The 24,562-nt window shown below is 73.5% G+C and carries 19 protein-coding genes and 1 pseudogene; 14 read left to right on the top strand and 6 right to left on the bottom strand.

What is annotated here, in order from left to right:
- The first annotated feature begins 156 nt into the window (after nt 1-156).
- Nucleotides 157-1,614: a cytochrome P450 gene (locus OG617_RS32665; RefSeq protein ID WP_405096796.1), complete on the top strand. Its 1,458-nt coding sequence runs from the start codon at nt 157-159 to the stop codon at nt 1,612-1,614.
- A gap of 92 nt (nt 1,615-1,706) precedes the next feature.
- On the opposite strand, the gene OG617_RS32660 is transcribed toward OG617_RS32665, so the two are convergent.
- Nucleotides 1,707-3,032, bottom strand: coding sequence for a PHB depolymerase family esterase (locus tag OG617_RS32660; RefSeq protein WP_405096794.1), 1,326 nt, complete (start codon nt 3,030-3,032; stop codon nt 1,707-1,709).
- A 238-nt stretch (nt 3,033-3,270) separates the two neighbouring features.
- On the opposite strand from OG617_RS32660, the gene nhaA reads away from it, so the two are divergent.
- Nucleotides 3,271-4,623: a Na+/H+ antiporter NhaA gene (gene nhaA / locus OG617_RS32655; protein ID WP_405096792.1), complete on the top strand. Its 1,353-nt coding sequence runs from the start codon at nt 3,271-3,273 to the stop codon at nt 4,621-4,623.
- A gap of 89 nt (nt 4,624-4,712) precedes the next feature.
- Here nhaA and OG617_RS32650 read toward each other — a convergent pair whose 3' ends face one another.
- On the bottom strand, nt 4,713-5,249 hold the full coding sequence (locus tag OG617_RS32650) for an STAS domain-containing protein (protein ID WP_405096790.1): 537 nt from the start codon (nt 5,247-5,249) through the stop codon (nt 4,713-4,715).
- A gap of 392 nt (nt 5,250-5,641) precedes the next feature.
- Between OG617_RS32650 and OG617_RS32645 the strand changes: the two genes are divergently transcribed.
- The 6 genes from OG617_RS32645 to OG617_RS32620 all read left to right on the top strand — a co-directional run bounded on the left by OG617_RS32645 (nt 5,642) and on the right by OG617_RS32620 (nt 12,378).
- Nucleotides 5,642-7,183, top strand: a complete 1,542-nt coding sequence (locus tag OG617_RS32645) for an ABC transporter substrate-binding protein (protein ID WP_405096788.1) — start codon at nt 5,642-5,644, stop codon at nt 7,181-7,183.
- 17 nt (nt 7,184-7,200) lie between these two features.
- Complete coding sequence (locus OG617_RS32640; RefSeq protein ID WP_396684998.1) at nt 7,201-8,145, top strand: ABC transporter permease; 945 nt, start codon at nt 7,201-7,203, stop codon at nt 8,143-8,145.
- Nucleotides 8,142-9,023 (top strand): ABC transporter permease, encoded by an 882-nt coding sequence (locus tag OG617_RS32635; protein WP_405096786.1) that lies wholly within the window; start codon nt 8,142-8,144, stop codon nt 9,021-9,023. Before OG617_RS32640 ends, OG617_RS32635 begins: the two co-directional genes overlap by 4 nt.
- A complete protein-coding gene (locus OG617_RS32630) occupies nt 9,020-10,075 on the top strand; it encodes an ABC transporter ATP-binding protein (protein WP_405096784.1) in 1,056 nt (351 codons plus the stop codon). The genes OG617_RS32635 and OG617_RS32630 overlap by 4 nt, the downstream gene beginning before the upstream one ends.
- Nucleotides 10,072-11,133: an ABC transporter ATP-binding protein gene (locus OG617_RS32625; RefSeq protein WP_405096782.1), complete on the top strand. Its 1,062-nt coding sequence runs from the start codon at nt 10,072-10,074 to the stop codon at nt 11,131-11,133. Before OG617_RS32630 ends, OG617_RS32625 begins: the two co-directional genes overlap by 4 nt.
- A gap of 105 nt (nt 11,134-11,238) precedes the next feature.
- Nucleotides 11,239-12,378 (top strand): DUF3103 family protein, encoded by a 1,140-nt coding sequence (locus OG617_RS32620; RefSeq protein WP_405096780.1) that lies wholly within the window; start codon nt 11,239-11,241, stop codon nt 12,376-12,378.
- A gap of 62 nt (nt 12,379-12,440) precedes the next feature.
- Here the strand turns inward: OG617_RS32620 and OG617_RS32615 are convergent, their stop codons facing one another.
- Nucleotides 12,441-13,454: a LacI family DNA-binding transcriptional regulator gene (locus OG617_RS32615; RefSeq protein WP_405096778.1), complete on the bottom strand. Its 1,014-nt coding sequence runs from the start codon at nt 13,452-13,454 to the stop codon at nt 12,441-12,443.
- A gap of 234 nt (nt 13,455-13,688) precedes the next feature.
- On the opposite strand from OG617_RS32615, the gene araB reads away from it, so the two are divergent.
- The 4 genes from araB (at nt 13,689) to OG617_RS32595 (ending at nt 18,116) form a co-directional block, all read left to right on the top strand.
- Nucleotides 13,689-15,356, top strand: a complete 1,668-nt coding sequence (araB, locus tag OG617_RS32610; protein WP_405096776.1) for a ribulokinase — start codon at nt 13,689-13,691, stop codon at nt 15,354-15,356.
- A 214-nt stretch (nt 15,357-15,570) separates the two neighbouring features.
- Nucleotides 15,571-16,206, top strand: a complete 636-nt coding sequence (locus OG617_RS32605) for an RICIN domain-containing protein (RefSeq protein WP_405096774.1) — start codon at nt 15,571-15,573, stop codon at nt 16,204-16,206.
- Nucleotides 16,207-16,350: 144 nt separating this feature from the next.
- A complete protein-coding gene (locus tag OG617_RS32600; protein WP_405096772.1) occupies nt 16,351-17,286 on the top strand; it encodes an ion transporter in 936 nt (311 codons plus the stop codon).
- A 74-nt stretch (nt 17,287-17,360) separates the two neighbouring features.
- Nucleotides 17,361-18,116 (top strand): dienelactone hydrolase family protein, encoded by a 756-nt coding sequence (locus tag OG617_RS32595; protein WP_405096770.1) that lies wholly within the window; start codon nt 17,361-17,363, stop codon nt 18,114-18,116.
- Nucleotides 18,117-18,143: 27 nt separating this feature from the next.
- On the opposite strand, the gene OG617_RS32590 is transcribed toward OG617_RS32595, so the two are convergent.
- On the bottom strand, nt 18,144-19,142 hold the full coding sequence (locus tag OG617_RS32590) for a DUF1996 domain-containing protein (protein WP_405096768.1): 999 nt from the start codon (nt 19,140-19,142) through the stop codon (nt 18,144-18,146).
- Nucleotides 19,143-19,476: 334 nt separating this feature from the next.
- Nucleotides 19,477-20,832 (bottom strand): carbohydrate-binding protein, encoded by a 1,356-nt coding sequence (locus tag OG617_RS32585; protein ID WP_405096766.1) that lies wholly within the window; start codon nt 20,830-20,832, stop codon nt 19,477-19,479.
- A 135-nt stretch (nt 20,833-20,967) separates the two neighbouring features.
- On the opposite strand from OG617_RS32585, the gene OG617_RS32580 reads away from it, so the two are divergent.
- Nucleotides 20,968-21,534, top strand: coding sequence for a snapalysin family zinc-dependent metalloprotease (locus OG617_RS32580; RefSeq protein WP_405096764.1), 567 nt, complete (start codon nt 20,968-20,970; stop codon nt 21,532-21,534).
- Nucleotides 21,535-21,759: 225 nt separating this feature from the next.
- On the opposite strand, the gene OG617_RS32575 is transcribed toward OG617_RS32580, so the two are convergent.
- Nucleotides 21,760-22,689: a diacylglycerol/lipid kinase family protein gene (locus tag OG617_RS32575; protein WP_405096762.1), complete on the bottom strand. Its 930-nt coding sequence runs from the start codon at nt 22,687-22,689 to the stop codon at nt 21,760-21,762.
- A gap of 192 nt (nt 22,690-22,881) precedes the next feature.
- On the opposite strand from OG617_RS32575, the pseudogene OG617_RS32570 reads away from it, so the two are divergent.
- A pseudogene (locus OG617_RS32570) lies at nt 22,882-24,510 on the top strand (alkaline phosphatase D family protein).
- The last annotated feature ends 52 nt before the right edge of the window (nt 24,511-24,562 follow it).

The following is a 24,562-nucleotide window of genomic DNA, read 5'->3' as shown; positions in this document are numbered from 1 at the left end:
GTTATGCGGCGGGGCCGGATGCCGCCGCCCGCAGGCCCTCGCCGTGCGCGGCACCCCTCGCCCCGCCTCCTCCGCGCGCCGGTTCGCCGCCGGTGGGGCACGTAACCGCCGGCCCGTAGCCTGCGGGCCGACACGTCACAGGCGGAGGTCAGCTCAATGACTACCAGGACGGAACCGGATCGCGCCGCCAGCTCCCCGCCCGCCGAGGCGGGTGCCGCGCACTGGCTCGACGCGCTGCTCGACCGAATGCCCCGACGCCCGGGCGAACTCGCGGCGCCCCCGCCCGGGAGCGGCCTCGGGCCGGTCCACGGCGACCGGGGGCTGCCGGTGGTGGGGATGGGCGTGCACATGGTCCGGCACGGGCCCGCCTTCCAGCTCCAGCTCCTGCGCCGGCACGGGCCGGTGTCCTGGTGGCAGGTGTTCGGTCGCAGGGTCGTCGCGGTCTGCGGCCCCGAGGCCGTGCAGGAGGTCCTCGCCAACCGGGACAAGGCGTTCGTCACCGGCTGGCCGGACGTGGTGGGACCCTGGTTCGACGGCGGCCTGCTGGCCATGGACGGGCCCGGGCACCTCGCGGACCGCCGGCTGTTGCAGGCCGCGTACGGCGAGCCCGCGCTTGAGGGCTACCTGCGGCGGATGGTCGAGGACGTCACGGCCGGCCTGGCGGACTGGCCCACCGGGCGGCCGGTGCGGGTCGTCGGCGCGATCCGGGAACTGTCCGGGCAGATGACGACGCGGGCGTTGCTCGGCGTGCCGTACGACGCGGGGGGCCGGCAGGTCATGCGCGACGTCGAGGCGTGCATCCGCGCCGAGAGCGCCCTGCTGCGGCTCGCCCTGCCCGGCACCGCCTGGCACCGGGCGGGGCGGGCGCGTCGCCGGCTCGCGGCGCGTCTCGCCAGGGCGGTGCCGCAGGCCAGGGTACGCGCGGACGACGACTTCCTGTCCGTGGTCGGCCGGCTGGTCGGCCCGGACGGCGGCCGGCTCACCCTCCCGCAGGTCGTCGACCACATGATCTTCACGCTCATCGCGTCGCACGACACCACCACGGCCGCCACCGTCGCGGCGGTCTACTTCCTCGGCAAGCACCCCGGGTGGCAGCGGCGGGCGAGGGCCGAGTCGAACGCCCGTGGCGACGCGCCCCTCGACGTGGCCGGCCTGCACCGGCTCGAGACGCTGGAGCTGGTGGTCAAGGAGAGCATCCGCCTGGTGTCGCCGTCGCCGATCCTCATGCGCCGCGCGGTCCGGGACACCGACATCCTCGGACACCACGTCCCCGCCGGTCAGCTCGTCTCGGTGTGCACCGGGGTCAACCAGCTCCTGCCCGAGCTCTGGCCGGACCCGCACCGGTTCGACCCGGAACGCTTCGCCGAGGCGCGCGGCGAGGACCGCGTGCACCGCCTGGCGTGGGCACCGTTCGGCGCGGGGCAGCACAAGTGCATCGGGATGCACTTCGGCATGCTGAAGGTGAAGGCGACGCTCGACGCGCTGCTGCGCCGTTTCGAGTGGTCGTTCCCCGCCTCCTACACGGCGCGGTGGCGGTTCACGTCCCTGCCCGCGCCGGCCGACGGGCTGCCCGTCGTCCTCCGCCCGGCACCGGGCCGGCCGGGCGTCTCCTGACCGGTGGCCGCAGCCGTCCCCGGCCACGGCCTGGCGGACGGGGTGGCGGTGGGCGCCGGAGTCCTCGACGCCCACCGCTGCCGCGCGGACGGTCAGGCGACGGTGCAGGCCGCCCCGTTCAGGGTGAACGAGGTCGGCTTTCCGGTGTTGCCGGTGTGGGTCGCCTGGAAGCCGATGTCGACCGAGGCGTTCGGCGCGATGGCGCCGTTGTAGGAGACGTTACGGGCGGTCACCGCCCCGCTGCTGGGGGAGTAGGACGCGTTCCAGCCGTTGGTGATGGCCTGCCCGCCCGGCAGGGTGAACGCCAGGGCCCAGCCGTTGACCGCGGTGCTGCCGGTGTTGGTGATGGTGACGGCGGCGGTCAGGCCGCTGTTCCAGGCGTTGACCGCGTACCCGATCCGGCAGGCGCCGCCGGGCGGCGGGGTGGTGGGCGGCGGCGTGGTGGGTGGCGGCGTGGTGGGTGGGGCGGTGGTCGGCGGCGGCGTGGTGGGCGGGATGGTGCTGTCGAGGCCGAAGAAGCGGATGGCCTGGGCGGCGTCCACGGGCAGGTTGTGCGGCACGCCGCTCATGCTGATCGCCTCGACCGGCGCGGTGGGGCCGCTGCCGCCGTACCGGGTGCGGGTGTGGCCCGACTGCGGGGTGTCGGTGTACGTCGGGGTCTGGCTCAGCCCGTGCACGTTGGTCCACTGCTTGACCTCCTCCCCGAAGTTGGGGTAGCGCAGGACCTCGTCGTTCGTGCCGTGCCAGAGCTGCATCCGGGGCCGCTTGCCGGTGTACCCGGGGTAGGCGTTGCGGACCAGGTCGCCCCACGCCTGCGGCGTCCTGGTGATCTGCCCGTTGGCGCACTCGCTGTTCCACTCCGAGCCGTTCGTGGTGGCGAAGCAGCCGAACGGAACGCCGGCGAACGCCGCGCCGGCGGCGAACACGTCGGGGTAGAGGCCGAGCAGGACGTTGGTCATCATCGCCCCGGAGGAGACGCCGGTGGCGAAGATCCGGTTCGGGTCGACGGGGTAGCGCTGCCGGACGTAGTCGATCATCGACTTGATGCCCACCGGGTCGCTGCCGCCGTCGCGGCGCAGCGCCTGCGGCGAGGCGACGTCGAAGCACTGGCTGCTCCGGGTCACCGACGGGTAGACCACGATGTAGCCGTACCGGTCGGCCAGGGCGGCGAACTGGGTGCCGGAGTACATGGCCGGGCCGGTGCCGGTGCAGTAGTGCACTGCGACCACCAGCGCCGGTCGGGGCGCGACGTTGTCCGGAACGTACAGGTACATGCGCAGGTTGCTCGGGTTGGTGCCGAAGCCGGTGACCTCGGTCAGCGCCGCGGCCGACGCGGGGGTGGGGACGGTCAGCGCCGCCAGCGCGGTCACCGCGGCGGCCGCCAGGGCGGCGCACAGCAGTCTGATCTTCGCTCTCATGGACGGGTTCCTCCGGAGGACGCGAATGGGGCGGGGTTGCCGATCGAGGCTGCCCGGCGCCCGATCATGTCCGGCTCAGGAACATCCATCAGTATGGATAGCCCACGCCTGGCTGGCAACCTGCGGAGTGGTGCCGGCGGCCAACCGACGGGCGGAACGGCCGCCTCCCTCGGCGAGTTCTCGGGCCCGGCGGGATAACGTTGCGTTCTGGTGTGCCGGGAAGTCTGGTCGGCGATGGATGACGCGACCCCTGCCGACGAGGAGACCTCACGTGACCGACGCCCCCCGGCGCCGTGCCAGCCTGTTCGCCCGACGCTCGTGGGGTGAGACCAGCCGCATCTCGGCCATCCTCCGCAAGGAGACCGTCGGCGGCGCGTTCCTGCTCGCCGGGGCCCTGCTGGCCCTGATCTGGTCGAATTCGCCCTGGTCCGACGGGTACCGGGCGCTGCGGGACCTCCGGTTCGGCCCGGCGGCGCTGCACCTGGACCTCAGCCTCGCCACCTGGGCCGCCGACGGCCTGCTGGCGATCTTCTTCTTCGTCGCCGGGCTGGAGCTCAAGCGCGAGTTCGTCGCCGGTGACCTGCGCGACCCGCGCCGAGCCGCGGTGCCGGTGGCCGCCGCCGCGGGCGGGGTGCTCGTGCCGGCGGTCCTCTACTCCCTGATCGCCGACGGCGACGCGGCGAAGGGCTGGGCGATCCCGACCGCGACCGACATCGCCTTCGCGCTGGCCGTGCTCGCCGTGGTCGGGCGGTTCCTGCCCGCGGCGCTGCGCACGTTCCTGCTCACCCTCGCAGTGGTCGACGACCTGCTGGCCATCGTCATCATCGCCGTGTTCTACACCTCCGACCTGGCCGTCGGGCCACTGCTGGGCGCGCTGGTCCCTCTGGCGGTCTTCGCCCTGTTGGTGCGACGCCGGGTGCGCTCCTGGTGGCTGCTGCTGCCGTTGGCGGCGGCGACCTGGGTGCTGGTGCACGAGTCCGGGGTGCACGCCACCGTCGCCGGTGTGCTGCTGGCCTTCACCGTGCCGGTGCTCCGCAGCCAGGCCGCCGGCGGCCCGGACGCCGGCCCGGGGCTGGCCGAGCACTTCGAGCACCGGTTCCGTCCGCTCTCCGCCGGCGTCGCGGTGCCGGTCTTCGCGTTCCTGTCCGCCGGTGTCACGGTCGGCGGCCTCGCCGGGCTGGCCACCGCCCTGACCGACCGGGCGGCGATCGGCGTCGTGGTCGGCCTGGTGCTCGGCAAGCCGGTCGGCATCATGCTGGCCACCTGGCTGGTGTCCCGGTTCACCAGGGCCGACCTCGACGAGGGGCTGAACTGGCTCGACGTCCTCGGCCTGGCGCTGCTGGGCGGGATCGGGTTCACCGTCTCGCTGCTGATCGGGGAGTTGGCCTTCGGGTTGGGCAGCGAGCGCGACGGCCACGTCAAGGTGGCGGTGCTCACCGGTTCCCTGGTCGCCGCGATCCTGGCCACGGTGATCCTGCGGGGCCGCAGCCGGCTGTACCGGCGGGTGTACGAGGCCGAGAACGTCGACCTCGACCGCGACGGGGTGCCCGACGTCTACCAGCCGGAACCCGGGCGGCCCGACGGCCGCTGAACCGGCCCGGATCCACGCCCACCCGGCCCGGGATCCGTACCCGCCCAGCCCGGATCCGCGCCCCACCGCCCAGGGGCGGCGGCCCGGGTTCACCGCCCGGTGGTGCGGGCGGGCCGGGGGCGGTCCAGCAGGGCCTCGCGCTGGGTGTCGAAGACCGGGAAGACGCCGTCCAGCCGCATCGTGTGCAGCACGGTGCGGACGAACCGGGACGGGGCGGCGAGGCACAGCACGACGCCCCGGTTCCTGGCCTGCTGGTGCGCCCGCACCAGCAGGCCGAGCCCGGTCGGGTCGATCTGCTCCACGCCGTGCAGGTCCACCACGGCCCGTCCGTCGAACTCGACCGTGTCGTCGAGCGCGGCCCGCAGGGCACCCTCGTCCCGGCCCGTGACCTGGTCGCAGTCGTCGACGTGGTCCAGACCGAGGGCCGGGCCGCTCTCCGGGCCGGCGATGCTGCACGGCGGGCAGTGGTGCGGGCCGACGGCGAAGGGTGAGCCGCTCCAGCCGTGCTCGGACACCAGCGTCCAGACGACCTCGGCGTCGGGCAGCACGCAGGCACGACCGGTGGTGGTGTCGCCGCAGTCGTCGCAGATCAGCGTCATCAGGTGATCGTCCGGTACGACGGTCATCCCGGATTCCTCTCGTTGTCCGCTGCCGCGGTCGGGCCCCGGAGGACGCCGGCCGGGCATCGGGGTGACACCGACCGACCGGCCTGGACCCGTCGGTCACCGCCCGGCGTGGGCACGGGGCCGCCGTGGCCTCCGGGTAACCGCAACCCTGCTACGTGGTTTTGGAGGGGAACTCCCAGTCGTATGACAGTTGTGTGACAAACCGCAGGCTGCCGGGATCGGCGGGGTCGCGGCGGTGGGACGCCGTCGCCCCCTGGTTTCGTCGCCTCAGGTTTCGCATCCGGGCCGGGGCGGGCATGGTGGTGGGAAGCCGTCGAAAGTGGACGGGACGGACCGCGGCGCTCCGACGGCCGCGGGGCCCGCCCCGCCCACCAGGGGAGGGGGACCGGTCCATGACCAGATCCAGGCTGGCCGGCGCGGTGCTCGCGCTCGCGCTCACCGCGGCAGCCGGGTGCAGCTCCGGCGAGAGCGTCGACGTCGGCGGTGCCGGTGACACGGGCGGCGGGGGCGCCGGGGGGACGCTCGCCGCGGCCATCGGCGGGGAACCGGACCAGCTCGACCCGCACCGGACCTCGGCCTACTACAGCTTCCAGGTGCTGGAGAACGTGTACGACACCCTGGTCGAGCCGGGCGCGGACCTGCGCATGGGCCCGTCGCTGGCGACGAGGTGGACCACCAGCGGCGACCAGCTCACCTGGACCTTCACCCTCCGCGAGGGGGTCAGGTTCTCCGACGGATCGCCGCTGACCTCGGAGGACGTCGCCTACTCGTACAACCGGATCATCTCCGAGAAGCTGAACCAGGCGTACAAGTTCGAGACCGTGAAGTCGGTGACCGCGCCGGCCCCGACCACCGTGGTCGTCACGCTCACCAAGCCCACCCCGAACCTGCTGGCCAACCTCGGCGGGTTCAAGGGCGTCGCGATCGTCGAGAAGTCCAACGTCGAGTCCGGGGCGGTCAAGACCAGGCCGGTCGGCAGCGGGCCGTTCGCGGTGGCCGGCTACACCTCCGGCGACAACATCAAGCTGGTCCGCAACGACGCCTACTGGGGCGGCCGGCCCAAGCTCGACGGGGTCACCTTCACCTTCGTCAAGGACCCCACCGTGGCCCTGCAGAACCTGCGCGGCGGCGAGGTCCAGTGGACCGACAACCTCCCGCCCCAGCAGGTCGCCGCGCTGAAGGGGAACGGCGGCGGCGTCACCGTCGAGTCGAGGCCCTCCACCGACTACTGGTACCTGGCGCTCAACCAGGGCCGCAAGCCGTACGACGACGTGAACGTGCGCCGGGCGATCGCCTTCGCCCTGGACCGCGAGGCGATCACCAAGGCGACCAAGTTCGGTCTGGCGAAGCCGAACCAGACCGCCATCCCCGAGGGCAGTTCCTGGTACTACGAGTACGCGCCGTACCGGCACGACCCGGCCCAGGCCCGGCAGCTGCTCGGCCAGGCCGGCGTGCGTGGGCTGACCATGGACCTGATGGTGACCAGCGAGTACCCGGAGACGGTCGCCGCCGCCCAGGTGATCGCCGCCCAGCTCAAGGACGTCGGGATCACCGTCAAGATCCGCACCCTCGACTTCGCCCAGTGGCTCGACGAGCAGGGCAGGAGCAACTTCGACGCGTTCATGCTGGGCTGGCTCGGCAACATCGACCCGGACGAGTTCTACTACGCCCAGCACCGCACCGGCGCGACGTTCAACTTCCACAAGTACAGCAACCCGGCCGTCGACAAGCTCCTCGACGCCGGCCGGACCGAGACCGACCCGGCGGCCCGCAAGCGGACGTACGACCAGGCCGCGAAGCAGATCGTCGACGACGCCAGCTACCTCTACCTGTACAACCCCGAGGTGGTGCAGGGCTGGTCGAAGCAGGTGACCGGGTACCAGGTCCGCTCCGACCGGGCCGTCCGGTTCCGCGACGTCGGCCTCGACCGGTGAGCTGACGGGAGCCTCGCGTGACACGCTTCGTCCTCCGCCGGCTGCTCCAGTCGGTCGTCGTCCTGCTGGGGGTGACGCTCGTCGTCTTCCTCCTGCTCCAACTGGTGCCGGGCGACCCCGTCCGGGTCGCCCTCGGCACCCGCTTCGACCAGCAGACCTACGACGCGCTGCGGGAGCGGTCCGGCCTCGACCGGCCGCTCGTCGCGCAGTACGCCAGCTACGTCGGCCACGCGCTGACCGGCGACCTCGGGGTCAGCTTCCGCAGCGGCCAGCCCGTCACCACCATCGTGTTGGAGCGGCTGCCGGCCACGCTGTCCCTGGCGGTGACCGCCGTGCTGCTCGCCCTGCTGGTCGCCTTCCCGCTGGGCGTGCTCTCCGCCGTGCGCAGCGGCTCGGCCCTCGACCACGCCGCCCGCGTGTTCAGCCAGTTCGGGGTGTCGGTGCCCGACTTCTGGATGGGGATCATGGGCATCCTGCTCTTCGCCGGGGTGCTCGGCTGGCTGCCGCCGTCGGGGTACGTGGCGCTGACCGAGGACCCGGCGGGGTGGGCGTCCCACGTGCTCCTCCCGGCTGCGGCGGTCGGGCTGGTCACCGCCTCGATCCTCACCCGGTTCATCCGCTCCTCGGTGCTGGAGGTGCTCTCCGAGGACTACGTGCGCACCGCCGAGGCCAAGGGGCTGCGCTCCCGGATCGTGGTGGTCCGGCATGTGCTGCGCAACGCGCTGATCCCCGTGGTCACCGTGGTGGCGGTGCAGCTTGCCAGCCTGATCGGCGGGGTGATCGTGATCGAGGTGCTGTTCGCCTGGCCGGGCGTCGGCCGGCTCACCTACGACGCCGTCCAGGCCCGCGACTATCCGGTGCTCCAGGGCGCGGTGCTCTTCGTGGCCGCCCTGTTCCTGCTGATGAACCTGCTGGTGGACGTCCTCTACGCCCGCCTCGACCCGCGGATCGGCGTCCGGTGAGCGGCCACCCGGGCGGCCCGCTGCGCCGGGCGCTGTCCGCGCTGCGCCACGACCCGCCGGCCGTCGCCGGCACGGCGGTGCTGCTCCTGCTGGTTGTGGTCGGGGTGGCCGGCCGGTGGCTGGCGCCGGCCGGGGTCAACGACGTCGACGTCGACGGGATGCTGCGCCCGCCCAGCCTCGACCACCCGTTCGGCACCGACGAACTCGGCCGGGACGTGCTCAGCCGGGTGCTCGTCGCCGCCCGGGTGTCGCTGGAGGTGGGCCTGGTCAGCGTGGGCATCGCGCTGCTGGTCGGGGTCACCGTCGGGCTGCTGGCCGGCTGGTACCGGGGCTGGGTGGACAACGTCCTGATGCGCGGCATGGACGTGCTGTTCGCGTTCCCGGTGCTGCTGCTCGCCGTCGCGATCGTCGCCGTGCTGGGGCCGGGCCTGCTCACCGCGATGGTCGCGATCGGGGTGGTCTACACCCCGATCTTCGCCCGGGTCACCCGGGCGGGCGTGCTCTCGGTGCGGGAGCAGGTCTTCGTCCGGGCGGCGGTGTCGATCGGGGCGTCCGACGCCCGGATCATCCGCCGCCACGTGCTGCCCAACATCGCGGCCCCGCTGATCGTGCAGACGTCGCTGTCCCTGGCCTTCGCCATCCTGTCCGAGGCGGCCCTGTCCTTCCTGGGCCTCGGCGTGCAGCCGCCCGCCCCGGCGTGGGGCCGGATGCTCTACGACGGGCGCGGGTTCGTCACCGAGGCGTGGTGGCTCGGCGTCTTCCCCGGCGCCGCCATCTTCCTCACCGTGCTCGCCTTCAACCTGGTCGGCGACGCGCTGCGGGACGTGTTGGACCCGCGTCAGCTCACCGTCGGCGAGGCGAGGAGGAGCAGGGCATGAGGGAACGGACCGACCGACCGACCCGCCCCGGCCACGACGGCGCGACGGACCGCCACGAGCCCGCCGGCCGTGACGCCGACGAGCCGGTGCTGGCCATCGAGGACCTGACGGTGACGATCGGCACCCGCCGGGGCCCGGCCCGGGCGGTCGCCGGCGTCGACTGGTCGGTGCGGGCCGGTCAGACCCTCGCCCTGGTCGGCGAGTCCGGCAGCGGCAAGAGCCTGACCGTGCTCGCCGCGACCGGCCTCGCTCCCCGCACGGCCCGGGTCACCGGCCGGGTCCGGCTGCTCGGCGAGGAGCTGACAACGCTGCCCGAGCCGCGCCGCCGTCGGCTGCGCGGCCGGCACGTCGGCTTCGTCTTCCAGGACCCGATGACCTCGCTCAACCCGGTGCTGACCGTGGGCCGGCAGGTGGCCGAGGCGTGCGAGGAGCACCTGGGCATGACCCGCCGCCAGGCCCGGGAACGGGCGGTGGAACTGCTCGACCTGGTCGGCATCCCGTCGCCGCGGCAGCGCGTGGACGCGTACCCGCACCAGTTCTCCGGCGGGATGCGCCAGCGGGTCGTCATCGCCATGGCGCTGTCCTGCGAGCCGGACCTGCTGATCGCCGACGAGCCGACCACCGCGCTCGACGTCACCACCCAGGCGCAAATCGTCGAGCTGATCGCCGACCTGCGCCGCCGGCTCGGCACCGCCGTCGTCTGGATCACCCATGACCTGGGGGTGGTCGCCGGGGTCGCCGACACCGTCGCCGTCATGTACGGGGGGCGGATCGTCGAGCAGGGGCCGGTCGACGCCGTGTTCGACGCGCCGTCGCACCCGTACACCCGGGCGCTGCTGGCGGCCAGGCCCGGCCCTGGCCTCCGGGACGGGGACCTGCCGGCGATCCAGGGGTCGCCGCCGAGCCCGCTGGACCTGCCCGCCGGCTGCGCCTTCTGGCCCCGCTGCCCGGTGCGGGGCGACGCCCGCTGCGAACACGAGCTGCCGCCCCTGGTCCCGGTCGCCCCCGGTCACCAGGTGCGCACCTTCTACCCGCTCTCGGAGGACGCATGACCGCCGACCCCGCCGCCCCGGCCGCCGCCCTGGGGGAGACCGTCGCCGCCCCGGGGGAGATCGTCGCCGAGCTGGACAATCTGAGGGTGTGGTTTCCCGCGCCCGGCGGCGCCGCCGTCCGGGCCGTCGACGGGGTGTCGCTGGGCATCCGGCGGGGCGAGACGCTCGGGCTGGTCGGCGAGTCGGGCAGCGGCAAGTCGACCACCGGCCTGGCGCTGCTGCGTCTGGTCGACGCGACTGCCGGGATGGTCCGGGTCGGTGGCCGGGACGTGACATGGTGGTCCCGCCGCCAGTTGCGCGGCCTGCGCCGTCGGGTGGCCATGGTGTTCCAGGACCCGCAGGCGTCGCTGGATCCCCGCCGAACGATCGGCGCGAGCATCGCCGAGCCCCTGGTGGTGCACCGGCTCGTCGACTCCGCGGACGCCCGCCGTCGGCGGGTCGCGGAGCTGCTGGAGATGGTCGGCCTGCGCGCCGACCTCGCCGACCGGCACCCCCACGAGCTCTCCGGCGGCCAGCGCCAGCGGGTCGGCATCGCCCGGGCGCTGGCCGGGGAACCCGACCTGATCGTCCTCGACGAGCCGATCGCCTCGCTCGACCTGAGCATGCAGGCGCAGATCATGAACCTGCTGCGCGGGCTCCAGCGCGACCTCGGGTTGACCTACTTGTTCATCGCGCACGACCTGGCCGCCGTCGAGCACATGAGCGACCGGGTCGCCGTGATGTACCTGGGCCGGATCGTGGAGACCGGCACGCCCGAGCAGCTGTACGGCCAGCCGGCCCACCCGTACACCGCCGCGCTGCTGTCGGCCATCCCCGTGGCTGACCCGAAGGTGGAGCGGAACCGCCGGAGGATCATTCTCAGCGGTGACATCCCCAGCCCGGTCGACCCGCCGAGCGGCTGCCGGTTCCGGACCCGGTGCCCGCAGGCCCGTCCCGACTGCGCAGAGGTCGACCCCGTGCTGGTCGAGATCGCCGCCGGCCAATGGGCCGCCTGCCGGTACGCGGGGGAGGCCGTCCGCGCGATGCGGGCCGGGACGGCGGAGGGAACCGGCCGCTGACGCCTGCACGTCGGCCCTAGGCATTGATAAGTGGAACAGTATGGATGTATATCTGTTCTGCACCGTCGCCACGATCCGGCGGTCGGACCATGCAGAGGAGCCCGCGTGCACACTCCCACCCTCCGCCGCGCCGCGCTTGCGGCCGGCCTCGCGGCGGCCGTCCTGGCCGCCGCGGTGGCCACCCCCGCGTACGCCCGCCCCGAGCACCGGGGCCCCGCGCCCGCCGCCGCCCCGGCCGGCACCGTCCTCTCGGTCACCGACGGGCTGGCCCGCCGGCTCGCCGGGGCGCTCGCCGACCCGGCGGCGACCCGGGCGGTCCTCGCGGCCACCGCCGACGGCCCGGCCGACCTGCTCGCCGTCCCGCTCGCCGCGCCGGGCCTGTCCGGCGAGGCGCGGGCCGCGAACCGGCGGGTGCTCGCCGCCAAGGGGTTGCCGGCAACGGCCGGGTCGCTGCTGCGGCTGCGCTGGGCCACCCCGGACATGCGCGCCGCGGCGACCCGGGGCGCGGTTCCGCTGGTGGCGGCGACCCCCACCGATGACGCCCTGACCAGCGTCACCGCCTACGACCGGGGCGCCCGGCAGGTGCGGCTGGACGCCGCCCGGGTTCCCACCCGTCCGGTGCTGCTCGTGGAGGTCGACACCGGCCGGGCGCTGTCCGCCGGCCTGGAGCTGATGCGCGGGGAGCTGGCCCGCCGGGGCGTCACCGACACCGCCGCGGCCCGGGCGGCGACCACCGCGCGGACCACGGCGGCGTCCGGCTACTGGGCCACCAAGGTCGACGCGGTACGGCTCGACGACGACCACGAGCCCTGGCTCAAGGGCGACGCCGAGATCTACAGCCTCGTGGCCGGGTTCGGGCTCGACGGCAAGCCCACGGTCGACCTGGTCCAGATGCCCTACCTCGACCACGACGGCACGACCTACCACCCGAACCAGCTCCTGGTGCACTTCTCGGCCTACAAGTACAACCTGGCCGACGTGGTGATGATGGAGGACGACGGCGACACCAACTACAAGGCCCTGGTCCAGGCCATCGTCGGCGCGCTGCTGGTGATCGTGGACGGTGGGGTGTACCAGCCACTGGTGAGCGCCATCCTCGACGCCATCCCGACCTCCTGGTACACCGACGACCCGGACTACGTGGACTCCTGGTACACCCTGTCCACCGCCAGCAGCGGCCGGCTGAACGGCGCGGCCGGCAACGGCTGGTTCGACGTCTCCCCGTACTTCGTGCAGCCGCTCTGACCACTCACCCCGTGGGGCCGCCGAGCAGCGGTGGGCGGCCCCACCGGGTGCGGGTGGCGGGCTCAGCGGGCGCGCGTGCTGTGCCGGACGATCAGCGGGGTGGCCAGCTCGATGCGGTGGCTGCCCAGTTCCTCGCCGTCCATCAGGTTGAGCAGCATCCGGGCGGCCATCCCCGCCATCTCGGTCAGCGGCTGGCGGACGGTGGTCAGCGGCGGCACCGCCCACCGCGCGGCGTCCAGGTCGTCGAAGCCGACGACGCTCATGTCGTCGGGCACCCGCAGCCCGCGTTCGTAGAGGGCCTCGTATGCCCCCCAGGCCATCTCGTCGGAGCAGGTGAAGATCGCGGTGGGCGGCCGGGTCAGGTCGAGCAGGGCGTTCGTCTCCCGGTAGCCCGACGGGGAGGTGAAGTCCCCGGCGCGGACGTACCCGGCGGCGATCCGCCGCCCGGCGGCGTCCATGGCGGCGCGGTACCCGTCGACCCGGGCCCGGCTGCACGGCACGGCGGCCGGCCCGCCGATCACGGCGATCCGCTGGTGCCCGAGGCCGAGCAGGTGCTCGGTGGCGGCCCGTCCGCCCGCCCAGTTCGTGGCGCCGACGGAGGGGATGTCCGCCTCGGGCTGCCCGGCCGGGTCGATGATCACCACCGGGATGCCCAGCTCGTCGAGCTGCCCGCGCTGGCCGGTCGAGATGTCGGACAGCACGAGGAGCACGCCGTCGCAGCGCCGGGCGGCGAGCTGCTCGGTCCACCGACGGTCGGGGCGGCTGCGGTGCCGGCCGTGCACCGCGGAGACGACCACGCCGAACCCGGCGCGGTAGGCGAACTCCTCCACCCCGTCGATGATCTGCATCGCCCACGGGCTGCCCAGGTCCCGCAGCACCAGGTCGATCAGCCCGGCCCGGGCCGCCGGCCGGTTGGTCCCGCGCGCGGTGTAGCCACGCTCGTCGAGCAGCGTCTGCACTCGCCGGCGGGTGCCGGGCGCGACGTCGGGGCGGCCGTTGAGCACCTTCGAGACGGTGGGGATCGACACGTTGGCGGCGTGCGCGATCTCCGCCAGCGTCGCCCGCCGCTGCTCCATGTCGTCTCCTCACGAGGTCGGCCCGGCCGCAGCATATCCCGAAACTTTCGACGGCCGGCCACGCCGGACCCGCTGCCGTTTTAGTTGTCGCGGCCGTCTCCACCACGGTCCGGCGGTCGAAACATCTCCGAAACCTCTGGTGGCCCGGGTTGCCCACGGACCCGAGGGACAGCCGCTTTGACGACGATGTACGCGAGCGCCAGCACTGTCGTGAGCGGGTGAGCGGAGGATGTCATGAGCGTTTCCCCAGGGCCGGGGGACCGGTACGTCGTCGGTGTCGACTACGGCACGCTGTCGGGTCGGGCGCTGGTGGTGCGCGTCGGCGACGGCGCCGAGCTGGGTACGGCGGTGCACGAGTACCGGCACGGCGTGATGGACTCGGCGCTCGCCGTCGACGGGCGGGCGCTGCCGGCGGACTGGGCCCTGCAGGACCCGCAGGACTACCGCGACGTGCTGCGGCACGCCGTCCCGGCCGCCCTGGCCGCCGGCGGCGTCGACCCGCGTCGCGTCGTCGGCGTCGGCATCGACTTCACGGCCTGCACGGTGCTGCCCACCCTCGCCGACGGCACCCCGCTGTGCGAACTGCCCGAGCTGCGCACCCGCCCGCACGCCTGGGTGAAGCTGTGGAAGCACCACGCCGCCCAGCCCCAGGCGGACCGGATCAACGCCCTGGCCCACGCCCGTGGCGAGCCGTGGATCGGCCGCTACGGCGGCAGGGTCTCCGCCGAGTGGCAGTTCGCCAAGGGCCTGCAACTGCTGGAGGAGGACCCGGAGGTCTACCACCGGGCCGAGCGGTGGATCGAGGCCGCCGACTGGATCGTCTGGCAGCTCTGCGGCGTCGAGACCCGCAACGTGTGCGGCGCCGGCTACAAGGGCCTCCACCAGGACGGCCGGTACCCGTCCCGGGACTACCTGGCCGCCCTGCACCCCGGCTTCGCCGACTTCGTCGCCAAGATCGACGGTCCGCTCGCCCCGCTGGGCGCCCGGGCTGGCGGGCTGACCGCGCGGGCAGCGGCGTGGACCGGCCTGCCCGTGGGCGTCGCCGTGGCGGTCGGCAACGTCGACGCCCACGTCACCGCCGCTGCCGCGCGGGCCCTCGACCCGGGCCGGCTGGTCGTCATCATGGGCACCTCCACTTGCCACATCGTCAACGCCACCGCCCTGGCCGAGGTGGCCGGCATGTGCGGCGTCGTGGACGGCGGGATCAGCGCCGGCTCCTGGGGCTACGAGGCCGGCCAGAGCGCCGTCGGCGACATCTTCGGTTGGTACGTCGCGCACGCCGCCCCCGCCGGCTACGCCTCGCACGAGGCGCTGACCGCTGCCGCCGCCGCCCAGCCCGTCGGAGGCCACGGCCTGGTGGCGCTGGACTGGTGGAACGGCAACCGCTCCCCGTTGGTCAACCACGACCTCAGCGGGGTGATCGTCGGGCTCACCCTCGCCACCCGTCCGCCGGACGTCTACCGAGCCCTGCTGGAGTCCACCGCGTACGGCACCCGCATGATCATCGAGGCGTACGCCGAGGCGGGCGTGCCGGTCGACGAGCTGATCGTGGCCGGGGGGCTCACCGCCAACGCCCTGTTGATGCAGATCTACGCCGACGTCACGAAGCGACCGCTGGGCATCATCGGCTCCGCGCAGGGCCCGGCGCTGGGCTCGGCGATCCACGCGGCGGTCGCCGCGGGCGCGTACCCCGACGTGCCGGCCGCCTCGGCGGCGATGGGCCGGGTCGACCGCGACGTGTACCGGCCCGACCCGGAGCGGGCCCGCGCCTACGACGCGCTGTACGCCGAGTACCGGCGGCTGCACGACCACTTCGGCCGGGGCGGCGACGACGTGCTGTTGCGCCTGCGCGCCATCCGCAACGCCGCCCGGCGGGCGGCCGGCCACGCCCCGGCCGGGTAGGTCGCGGTCCTCTCGGGGCGATGGCATGAACGATGCCGCGCGCCGAGGCGGCGCGCCCCACCGCTCGGATCGCGCGGCCGACGCTCCCGGCCGGGGCGCTGCGACGAGTCGACCCTGCCCGAACCTGTCCGGGAAATCGCCGGACAGGAACGGCCTCCGCGATGCTGGATCGACCTGGTCACCGTCCGATTACCACAACAGGTGAGGAGCTGTAGTGATCGAAGCAAGCGGAAAGACCCAGTCGGAAAGCCTGCCCGGCAGGTCACGCGATCGCCGGGGGACCCTGCGTGTCGCGCTGGAGTCGCTGCTCGGTGTGTTCCTGGCCAGCAGCCTGCTGCTGCTCGGCGCCGGAGCAGCCCAGGCCGGTGCCGGCACGCCACAGGATCGGGGGAGTGCGACACCGGGAACCCAGGCGATCGACTACTACGAGTTCCGGGCGCAGCACAGTGACAAGTGCCTGGACGTGGCGAACGCCAGCATCGCCCACGGCACGCCGGTCGTGCAGGGCAACTGCTGGGGCGGGACGAACCAGCACTGGCGGTGGATCGCGGTCGGGAACGGCTACTACGAGATCCGGGCGCAGCACAGTGACAAGTGCCTGGACGTGGCGAACGCCAGCACCGCCCACGGCACGCCGGTCGTGCAGGGCAACTGCTGGGGCGGGACGAACCAGCACTGGCGTTTCGTCCTGCTCTCCAACGGCTTCTACGAGATCCGGGCACGGCACAGTGACAAGTGCCTGGACGTGGCGAACGCCAGCACCGCCCACGCCGCCCGGGTCGTGCAGGGCGACTGTTGGGGTGGGACCAACCAGCACTGGCGGCTGGTGTACGCCGGAACCTGGGGCTGATCCCGACGGTGCTCCTGTAGTGGGTCAGGCTCCGCGCTCGTGGCGGGCCTGACCCCGTCGGTGGCGGTCATCGTTCGACGCGGCTCGCGTACGCCCGCCCCGGCGCGCGGCGTCGCCGGTCGGTGCCCTCGGTAGGGTGGGGCCATGCTCGACGTACCCTGGCCGACGTCGACCGAGGATCGACCGGGGCGCCGGGCCGGGCCGCCAGGGCTGGCCGGGTGGTGCCTACGGGTCGTCCGGTCGAGGCTCTTCGAGGTCGCCATCGTCGTGCTCATCATGGCCAACGGGGTGGTGCTCGGCGTCGAGACGTACCGCGACCTGGGGCCGGCGCGGCCGGTGCTGCTCTGGCTGGAGTGGGCCTTCCGGGCCGCCTTCGTGGCCGAGATCGCCGTCCGGGTGCTGGCCTACGGTCGCCGGCCGCAGGACTTCTTCCGGCACGGGTGGAACGTCTTCGACTTCGTCGTGACAGCCGCGATCTTCCTGCCCGGCCTGCACGGCGACTCCGCGCTGCTGCGCGTCGTGCGGGTCGCCCGGATACTGCGGTTGGTGCGGTTCTCGCCCGGGCTGCGCACCATCGTCGCGGCGCTGTGGCGTAGCCTGCCCGGCGTCGCGGGCTTCCTCGCGCTGGCCGGGGTGACCCTCTACGTGTACGGGATGGCCGGCTGGCTCATCTTCGGCGAGGCCCAGCCGGAGCAGTACGGCGACATCGGACGGTCGCTGCTGACCCTGTTCGTGCTGCTGTCCCTGGAGACGCTGCCGGACCTCGTCGAGCAGGGCTTGGCACTGTCCCCGTGGACCCTGGTCTACTACGTCAGCTACGTCATCATCACCGTGAACCTGCTGCTCAACATCCTGATCGCGGTCATCGTCAACTCGATGGAGGAGGCCCGCCGGCTGGAGATGACCGAGCGGCTCGGGCCCGGCTACGACGAGGACGGCGACGGCGTGCCCGACGAGGTGGACCGGATCGCGCTCACCCAGCGGCTGGACGACCTGCGGGCCGTCATCGGCGAGCTGGAGCGGGAGCTGCGCATCGACCGGGACGACCGGCCACCCCGACCGCGCCGTGACCCGGGGTGACCCGGCCACCGCAATCGGGGGCCGCTGCCCGGGCGGATAGGGTGCGGGCTGGACGACGACCGACGGAGGATGACGTGGCGCGTACGACGACGGTGGACGTGCCGGTGGGTGACGGGGTCGCCGACGCGATCCTGGCCCGACCGGACGGTGACGGCCCGTTTCCGGCCGTGCTGTTCTTCATGGACGCGTTCGGCCTGCGGCCCCGGCTGGTCGAGATGGCCGAGCGGATCGCCTCCCGGGGGCATGTCGTGCTGGTGCCCAACCTGTTCCACGGGGCCGGCCGGGCCCCGCTGTTCGACCTCTCCCGCCTGGACGATCCGGAGGAGCGCGCCCGGGCCTTCGCGCGGATCATGCCGCTCGTCGCCGAGCTGACCCCGGCGGTGGTGGCCGGGGACACGGCGGCGTACCTGGACTTCCTGGCCGCTCGGGACGACGTCGCGCCCGGCCCGGTGGCCGTCACCGGGTACTGCATGGGCGGCACGAATGCCCTGCGCGCCATCGAGGCGCATCCCGACCGGATCGCCGCGATGGCCAGCTTCCACGCGAGCTGGGTCGTCACCGACACGCCGGACAGCCCTCACCTGGGCGTCGGCTCCGTGACCGGCGAGCTCTACTTCGCCCACGCCGACCAGGACCGGTCCATGACGCCCGAGCAGATCGCGACGCTGGAGGCGGCGCTCGACGCGGCCGGGGTCCGGCACCGCTCCGAGCTGTACGCCGGCGCCGCCCACGGCTTCACCATGGCCGACACCGCCGCCTACGACGAGCGGGCCGCCGAGCGGCACTGGGTCGCCCTGTTCGACCTGCTGGACCGCACCTTCCGCGGCTGAGCGGAGCCGGGGTTCACCCGGTGCGGATCACTGCTGGATGGGCTTGCCGTCGTTGCCGCAGACGTAGCCGTCGACGACGCACTGCCGCACCCGGTCGGCGAGGGCCTGCTCGTCCCAGGCATTGAAGAAGTCGCCGTGGAAGGTGTAGCCGGGGGCTGTGGTGACGTTGGCCCCGTCGCGGGTGCCGCCCAGAGTGAGCCCGGTCCCGCGCACGTCGTAGGTGATGAGGAACTCCAGCCGGGGCACGGGCACCGGGTGGCTGGTCGGGCAGGTCCCGCCGACGCCGCCCAGGCCGAACGCCATGTGGCTCTTGTGGTCGGCGCTGTCCAGGTTCCTCCCGTCCCAGCAGGTCGGGAAGTCGAGGTACGTCTCCAGCCTGGAGCCGGCCGGGCAGACCGGGAAGTCGCGGCTGGCCTGGGGGATGCCGACGCAGTTCCACCGGGCCGCCGGGTTCTGGTCGGGGCCGGCCGCGAGGGGGTTGCCCACCACGATCCGCAGGCCCTGGGGGTACGGCTGGACGTTCGCCCGGTCGGTGATCCCCTGGTAGTAGATCCGGACGCTCTGCGGCGTGACCGCCGTGCCGTTCTGGTAGAGCGTCGGCACCCAGTACGCGGACCTGTCGGCCACCGGGTCGCAGGTCGTCGCACCGGCCCTCAGTGAGGTGAGGGTGGAGAACGCGTTCGTCGTCGTGTTGCCGAAGAACTCGTGCATGTGCGAGGCGCCCGGCTGGCCCGGCCGGACGATCGGGTCGTCGTTGGCGCGTCCCTTGCTCGGGCAGTCGGCCCGGAATTCCGAGCCGCGCACCGGGGCGAGCTGGAGCTCCAGGGCTGCCCGCTCCTGCTCCGGGCTGAGCACGTACGCGTGGTTGGCGTGGCCGCCGGGCGCCGCCTGCGCGTCGACGGCGTCGTGGCCGGCCAGCACCCCGCCGGCGACCAGGGCCAGCAGGGCGACGGCCAGCGCCCCGGCCCGGCGCGGGAGCGGGTGTCCGGTCGGATCGGCGCCGCCGCGCCCTCGGGTGAACCGCATGCTTCCTCCTCGCCCGGCGCACCGAGCACCGGCCCGGGACCGCCGGGCGATCAACGGGACGAATGGGGGGTGAGAGCGCTCTCACTTTCCAGGAGAACCGAAGGGAGCGGCGATTGTCAATATGAGTGGGGGTGGGTCCGCTCCACCCTGGACGCCGTCCGGCCGACCGGTCCCGCCCCGACGGTCGGCCCCGACCGTCCCCGTCGGTCCTCAGGGGTGCCCGATGGGGGTGGTCGGGGCCGTAGCTCCGCGGGCCGGTCGCCGAGCTGGCCCAGTGACGCGCACCCCCGTCCACGGTGTCCGGCCCGAACCGGGCCGGACACCGCGGGGCGGGTCAGCGGGACTGGAGCGCCCGGACGTTGTCGCCGAACGTCCAGCCCTTCGACCCGTCCCAGTTCAGCGACCAGGTCATCAGGCCCTTGAGGCCGCCCCGGTAGGTGTTCCACGCCTGAGCCACCGCCGCCGGCGCGAGGTGACCACCGCCGGCGCCGGGCTGGGCGGGCAGGCCGGGAACCTGCTTGTCGTACGGGACCCGGATGGTGGTGCCCTGCACGACCAGGCCGGTGTTGAGGCAGTCGGTCTGGACCGTGAAGCCCTGCACGGTGCCGGCGGGGTACGAGTCGCCGTGGCAGCCGTACATGCTGCCGTTGTAGTACTGCATGTTCAGCCACCACAGCCGGCCGTTGTCGGCGTACTTCTTGACGATCGGCAGGTACGCCCCCCAGATCGAGCCGTAGGTGACGCTGCCGCCGGTGACGTACGCGGTCTCCGGCGCCATGGTGAGGCCGAACCCGGCGGGCATCTGGGCGAGCACGCCGTCGATGATGCGGATCAGGTTCGCCTGCGACGCCGAGAGTTGGTTGATGTTGCCGCTGCCGGTCAGGCCGGTCTCGATGTCGATGTCGATGCCGTCGAAGTTGTACCGCTTGAGGATCGGCACGACGGTGGCGACGAACCGGTCGGCGACGGCCGCCGAGCCGAGGTCGATGCCGGCCGCCGCGCCGCCGATGGACAGCAGGACGGTCAGGCCGGCGGCCTTGGCCCGGCACATGTCCGCCGGGGTGGGCACCTTCACGGTGACGTCCATGCCGTCCTCCCACAGCGCGGTGCCGTCGGAGCGGATCACCGGGAACGCTGCGTTGACCACGTTGTACCCGTGGGTGGTGATCCGGGAGTCGGTGATCGGGATCCAGCCCAGCGGCGGGTGGACGCCGTTGGCCGCGCCGTCCCAGTTCTCCCAGTAGCCCTGGAGCACCTTGCCGGCGGGCCTCGGCTTGACCGCGCAGGTCTCGGTGCCCGGCGGGGGTGTCGTGGTCGGCGTCGGCGTGGGCGACGCGGTCGGCGACGCGGTGGGGGAGGGCGACGAGGTCGCGGTGGGCGTGGGGGTGGGGGTGCCGTCGCAGGCCCCGAGGTCCTTCCACAGCGAGGGTGCGGCGGCGGGGTTCCAGCCCGCCCCGGCCGGCGGGGTGTGCGTCACGAGGGCCTGGTAGAGCCGGCCGGCGTAGCTGACCCGGGTGCCCGCCGGATAGCTGGTGCCCTCGGCCCACCCGGGGGCGGAGCAGGCCACGGCGGCGGCCGTCGCCGGGCCGGTGGCCCCCGCGGCGAGACCGCCCGTAGCGGTGAGGGCCCCGGTGGCGACGACCAGCGCCGTACCCGCCAGCAGGGCGGTTGCCCCGCGTCGTAGTTTCATGACATCTCCTCCCGTCGATGGCCGGGAGCGTATCAGTAAAGATTCTTAAATATAAGAAGGCATTGCTATCGATCTATATCGATGAATACGCTGACCCGGTCCCCGCTCACCCCGTCACCCAGTGGAGCGTGACCCATGCGTCTGTCCAAGGTGTCCCGGATCCTCGCCACCCTCGCCGCCGCCGCCATGGCGACGCTCGGCCTCACCGCCGTGCAGGCCGCGCCGGCATCCGCCGCCGTCAGCAACGTCTGCTACAACACCAGTCAGGCCGGCCCCTTCGCCAGCTACGCCAACCAGGCCGCCACGATCTGGAACAACTACACCAACAACATCAACATGGCCCAGTGCGGCTCGAACCTGGTGATCTCCTACACCTACGGCGGCGGCTCGTACGCCCAGCGCACGAGCCTCGGCAACGGTCGCGTGGTCATCGACTACTACCAGGCCCAGCAGTACTCTCCGCTGCGGATCATGACCCACGAGATCGGGCACATCCTCGGCCTGCCGGACAACTACAACGGCAACTGCGCCCTCCTGATGTCCGGTGGCAGCGCCGGCACCTCCTGCACCAACCCGTACCCGAGCTCCGCCGAGGCCGCCAGGGTCGACACGCTCTTCGGCTTCGCCCCCCTGAGCGCGACCGGCGCCGAGGTCTTCACCGGCAGCTGGCCGGCCCCGGCAACGACCCCCGCCCAGCACTAACCCCACCCCCCACCCCGGCCGGGGTCGGCGCTCCCGCCGACCCCGGCCGCCCCGCACCCCCACCCCCCCTTGCGCGGCGATCAACCGGCCGCCCCGCGCCCCTCACCCCCCCTTGCGCGGTGATCAAGAGGTTTGCGTCGGATTCGGGCGCAAACCTGACGCAAACCTCTTGATCACCGCTTTGGAGGGCGGGCGGAGGGCGGATGGCCTGGGTGGGGTGGGTGGTTAGCGGTCCTTGCTGTCGGTGGGGGCCATTACGCGCAGCGCGTTGGCGGCCAGGCCGATTCGGATCGGGGTGTGGCCGCACAGTTCGCCGTCGACCTCGACGCGCGCCGGCCGGTCGGTCTCCAGCCACAGCTCGCCCACGGCGAGGAACGTGGTCTCGGCCAGCGTGCGGCGGTGACCCGTCGCCGCGTTGTGGGCCGTGTCCCGCAGCAGCCCGCGCCGGGTCGGCCCGCCTACCGGGTACGCCACCAGCAGCCGGTCGTCGGCGTCGGTGTCCGACGTGATCGGCCGGCCCGCGTGGAAGCCGCCGTTGGCCACGTAGAGCTGGTGGGTGTGGAACTCGTGGGTCGTGCCCTCGGCGCGGACGGTGGCCCGCAGCGCCCGGTGCCGGGCCAGCAGCGCCAGCGCGGTGGCCGGGTACGCCAACCGCCCGGTGACCCGCTTGAGCGCTGGCGGCGTACGCAGCATGATGTCGGCCGACAGCCCCACCCCGACGTGGTTGGCGAACGGCACGTCCCCGGCCAGCCCCAGGTCGACGTCGATCACCTTGCCCTCGGCCAGGACGGCCACGGCGGCGTCAAGGTCGAGCGGTAGGCCGAGGGTGCGGGCGAAGTTGTTGGTGGTGCCCAGCGGCAGCAGGCCCAGCGCGACGTCGCGGTGGGCGAGCAGGCGGGCGGCGGCGCTCTGCGTGCCGTCGCCCCCGCCCGCGATGAGCAGGTCCGGCCCGAGGGCGAGGGCGTCGGCCAGGCTGCGCTCCAGCTCACCGGGCCGGTCGGCCGGGTAGCAGCCGAGCAGGCCGAAGCCGGCCTCCGCCAACCGGGACCGGGCGTGCTCGTAGAGCCGGCGGCCCCGCCGCGAGCGGGCGTTGACCACCAGCGCCGCCCGCCGCTCGTGCCGGATGGCCGCGCCCAGCTCCTGCTTCGTCCGCATGGGTGCCGACCCTATCTCCGCCCGGCCCCGGGACCCCGCCCGGAACGCCGCCCGGAACGCCCAGGACCCCGCCCGGAACGCCCGGGATCCTGCCGGATCGGCGGGCGGGCCGGCCGACGACCGGTGAAGGCCCGGCGAACACTCGCGGGACGGGGCAGCGGGAAAGCACTGAAGGAGGTAGATACATGAGCCATGACGAACACCATCGACCGTCGTACCCTGCTGCGGATGGCCGGCGCGTCCGCCGGCACGGCCGTGCTCGCCGGTGCCGCGCTGTCCGCCCCGGCTCCCGCCGGTGCGGCCGGCGGGGCGTTCCGGCATGGGGTGGCCTCCGGTGACCCGCTGCCCGACGGCATTCTGCTGTGGACCCGGCTGACCCCGACCGACGCGGCTCAGCCCGGCTCCGGCGTCGGCCCCGAGGCCGTGGTGACCTGGCAGGTCGCCGCCGACCCCAACTTCTCGACGGTGACGGCGCAGGGCACGCTGACCACGGGACCGGCCCGCGACCACACCGTGAAGGTGGCGGTCACCGGCCTGGCCCCCGCCACCACCTGGTGGTACCGGTTCGGGTACGCGGGCGCGTGGTCGGCGACCGGGCGGACGATGACCGCGCCGCCGGCCAACGCCGACATCGACCGGCTCCGCCTCGGGGTGGTCTCCTGCGCGAACTGGGAGGCGGGCTACTTCTCGGCCTACCGGAGGCTGGCCGACCGGGGTGACCTCAACCTCGTCGTGCACCTCGGCGACTACCTCTACGAGTACGGCACCGGCGAGTTCGACGCCGGCGGAACGGTGGTGCGCCCCGTGCTCCCGGCCCACGAGGCGCTCACCCTCGCCGACTACCGGATCCGGCACGCGCTGTACAAGACCGACCCGGACCTGCAGGCCCTGCACGCCTCGGTGCCCTGGGTGATCACCTGGGACGACCACGAGGTGGCCAACGACCAGTGGTCCGGCGGCGCGGGCAACCACACCCCGGGCACCGAGGGCGACTACGCCGACCGGGTGGCCGCCGCCCGGAAGGCGTACGCGGAGTGGATGCCGGTGCGCACCGGCGCCGACGGGGCCATCTACCGTCGGCTGCGCTTCGGGAAGCTCGTCGAGCTGTCCATGCTGGACCTGCGGTCGTACCGGTCGCAGCAGGCGTCGGGCACGGCCGTCGACGATCCGGCGAGGACGATCACCGGGGACGCCCAGATGTCCTGGCTCAAGAGCGGCCTGGCCGCCTCGACGGCCCGGTGGAAGCTCGTCGGCAACCCGGTGATGATCTCCCGGCTCGACGTCGGCACGCTCCCCGCCTGGCTGCTCGGCCCGCTCGCCAAGCTGCTCGGCATCCCCGAGAACGGCGCGGCGCTCAGCGTCGACCAGTGGGACGGCTACAACGCCGACCGTAACGAGCTGGTCGACCACCTGCGCGCCAACAGCACCCGCGACGTGGTCTTCCTGACCGGCGACATCCACACCTCCTGGGCCAACGAGGTGACCACGCGGGCCACCGGCGGGTCCGCCCCGATCGCCGCCGAGTTCGTCGTTCCGTCGGTGACCAGCGACAACGTCAACGACTTCCTCGGCCTGCCGGAGGGCAACGCGCTGAGCGGCCTCGGGGGCTCGCTGCTGCGGGCGGCCAACAAGCACGTGCGCTGGACGGACCTGGACGGCCACGGCTACGGCGTGCTGGAGGTGACCCAGCAGCGGTGACGGATGGACTGGTACCACCTGGTCGACCGGACCCGGCCGGGCAGCGCCAGCCGCTGGGCGGCCGGCTGGTCCGTCGCGGCCGGCTCGTCGAAGCTGAGCAAGGAGACCGCGCCCCAGGCGTGACCCCGTCGCGGGGCGGGCGGACGCGATCCGCCCGCCCCGCATCCCGCAGTCG

The sequence above is a fragment of the Micromonospora sp. NBC_01412 genome (genome assembly GCF_045040215.1).
Lineage (GTDB): Bacteria > Actinomycetota > Actinomycetes > Mycobacteriales > Micromonosporaceae > Micromonospora > Micromonospora rubida.
This window is presented reverse-complemented; position numbering and strand designations above follow the sequence as displayed.

What these genes read in the sequence shown, in the direction of transcription:
- OG617_RS32665 (WP_405096796.1), top strand. Translation starts at nt 157, where the DNA reads ATGACTACCAGGACGGAACCGGATCGCGCCGCCAGCTCCCCGCCCGCC.
- OG617_RS32660 (WP_405096794.1), bottom strand. Translation starts at nt 3,032, where the DNA reads ATGAGAGCGAAGATCAGACTGCTGTGCGCCGCCCTGGCGGCCGCCGCG.
- nhaA (WP_405096792.1), top strand. Translation starts at nt 3,271, where the DNA reads ATGACGCGACCCCTGCCGACGAGGAGACCTCACGTGACCGACGCCCCC.
- OG617_RS32650 (WP_405096790.1), bottom strand. Translation starts at nt 5,249, where the DNA reads ATGACCGTCGTACCGGACGATCACCTGATGACGCTGATCTGCGACGAC.
- OG617_RS32645 (WP_405096788.1), top strand. Translation starts at nt 5,642, where the DNA reads ATGACCAGATCCAGGCTGGCCGGCGCGGTGCTCGCGCTCGCGCTCACC.
- OG617_RS32630 (WP_405096784.1), top strand. Translation starts at nt 9,020, where the DNA reads ATGAGGGAACGGACCGACCGACCGACCCGCCCCGGCCACGACGGCGCG.
- OG617_RS32625 (WP_405096782.1), top strand. Translation starts at nt 10,072, where the DNA reads ATGACCGCCGACCCCGCCGCCCCGGCCGCCGCCCTGGGGGAGACCGTC.
- OG617_RS32615 (WP_405096778.1), bottom strand. Translation starts at nt 13,454, where the DNA reads ATGGAGCAGCGGCGGGCGACGCTGGCGGAGATCGCGCACGCCGCCAAC.
- araB (WP_405096776.1), top strand. Translation starts at nt 13,689, where the DNA reads ATGAGCGTTTCCCCAGGGCCGGGGGACCGGTACGTCGTCGGTGTCGAC.
- OG617_RS32600 (WP_405096772.1), top strand. Translation starts at nt 16,351, where the DNA reads ATGCTCGACGTACCCTGGCCGACGTCGACCGAGGATCGACCGGGGCGC.
- OG617_RS32590 (WP_405096768.1), bottom strand. Translation starts at nt 19,142, where the DNA reads ATGCGGTTCACCCGAGGGCGCGGCGGCGCCGATCCGACCGGACACCCG.
- OG617_RS32585 (WP_405096766.1), bottom strand. Translation starts at nt 20,832, where the DNA reads ATGAAACTACGACGCGGGGCAACCGCCCTGCTGGCGGGTACGGCGCTG.
- OG617_RS32580 (WP_405096764.1), top strand. Translation starts at nt 20,968, where the DNA reads ATGCGTCTGTCCAAGGTGTCCCGGATCCTCGCCACCCTCGCCGCCGCC.
- OG617_RS32575 (WP_405096762.1), bottom strand. Translation starts at nt 22,689, where the DNA reads ATGCGGACGAAGCAGGAGCTGGGCGCGGCCATCCGGCACGAGCGGCGG.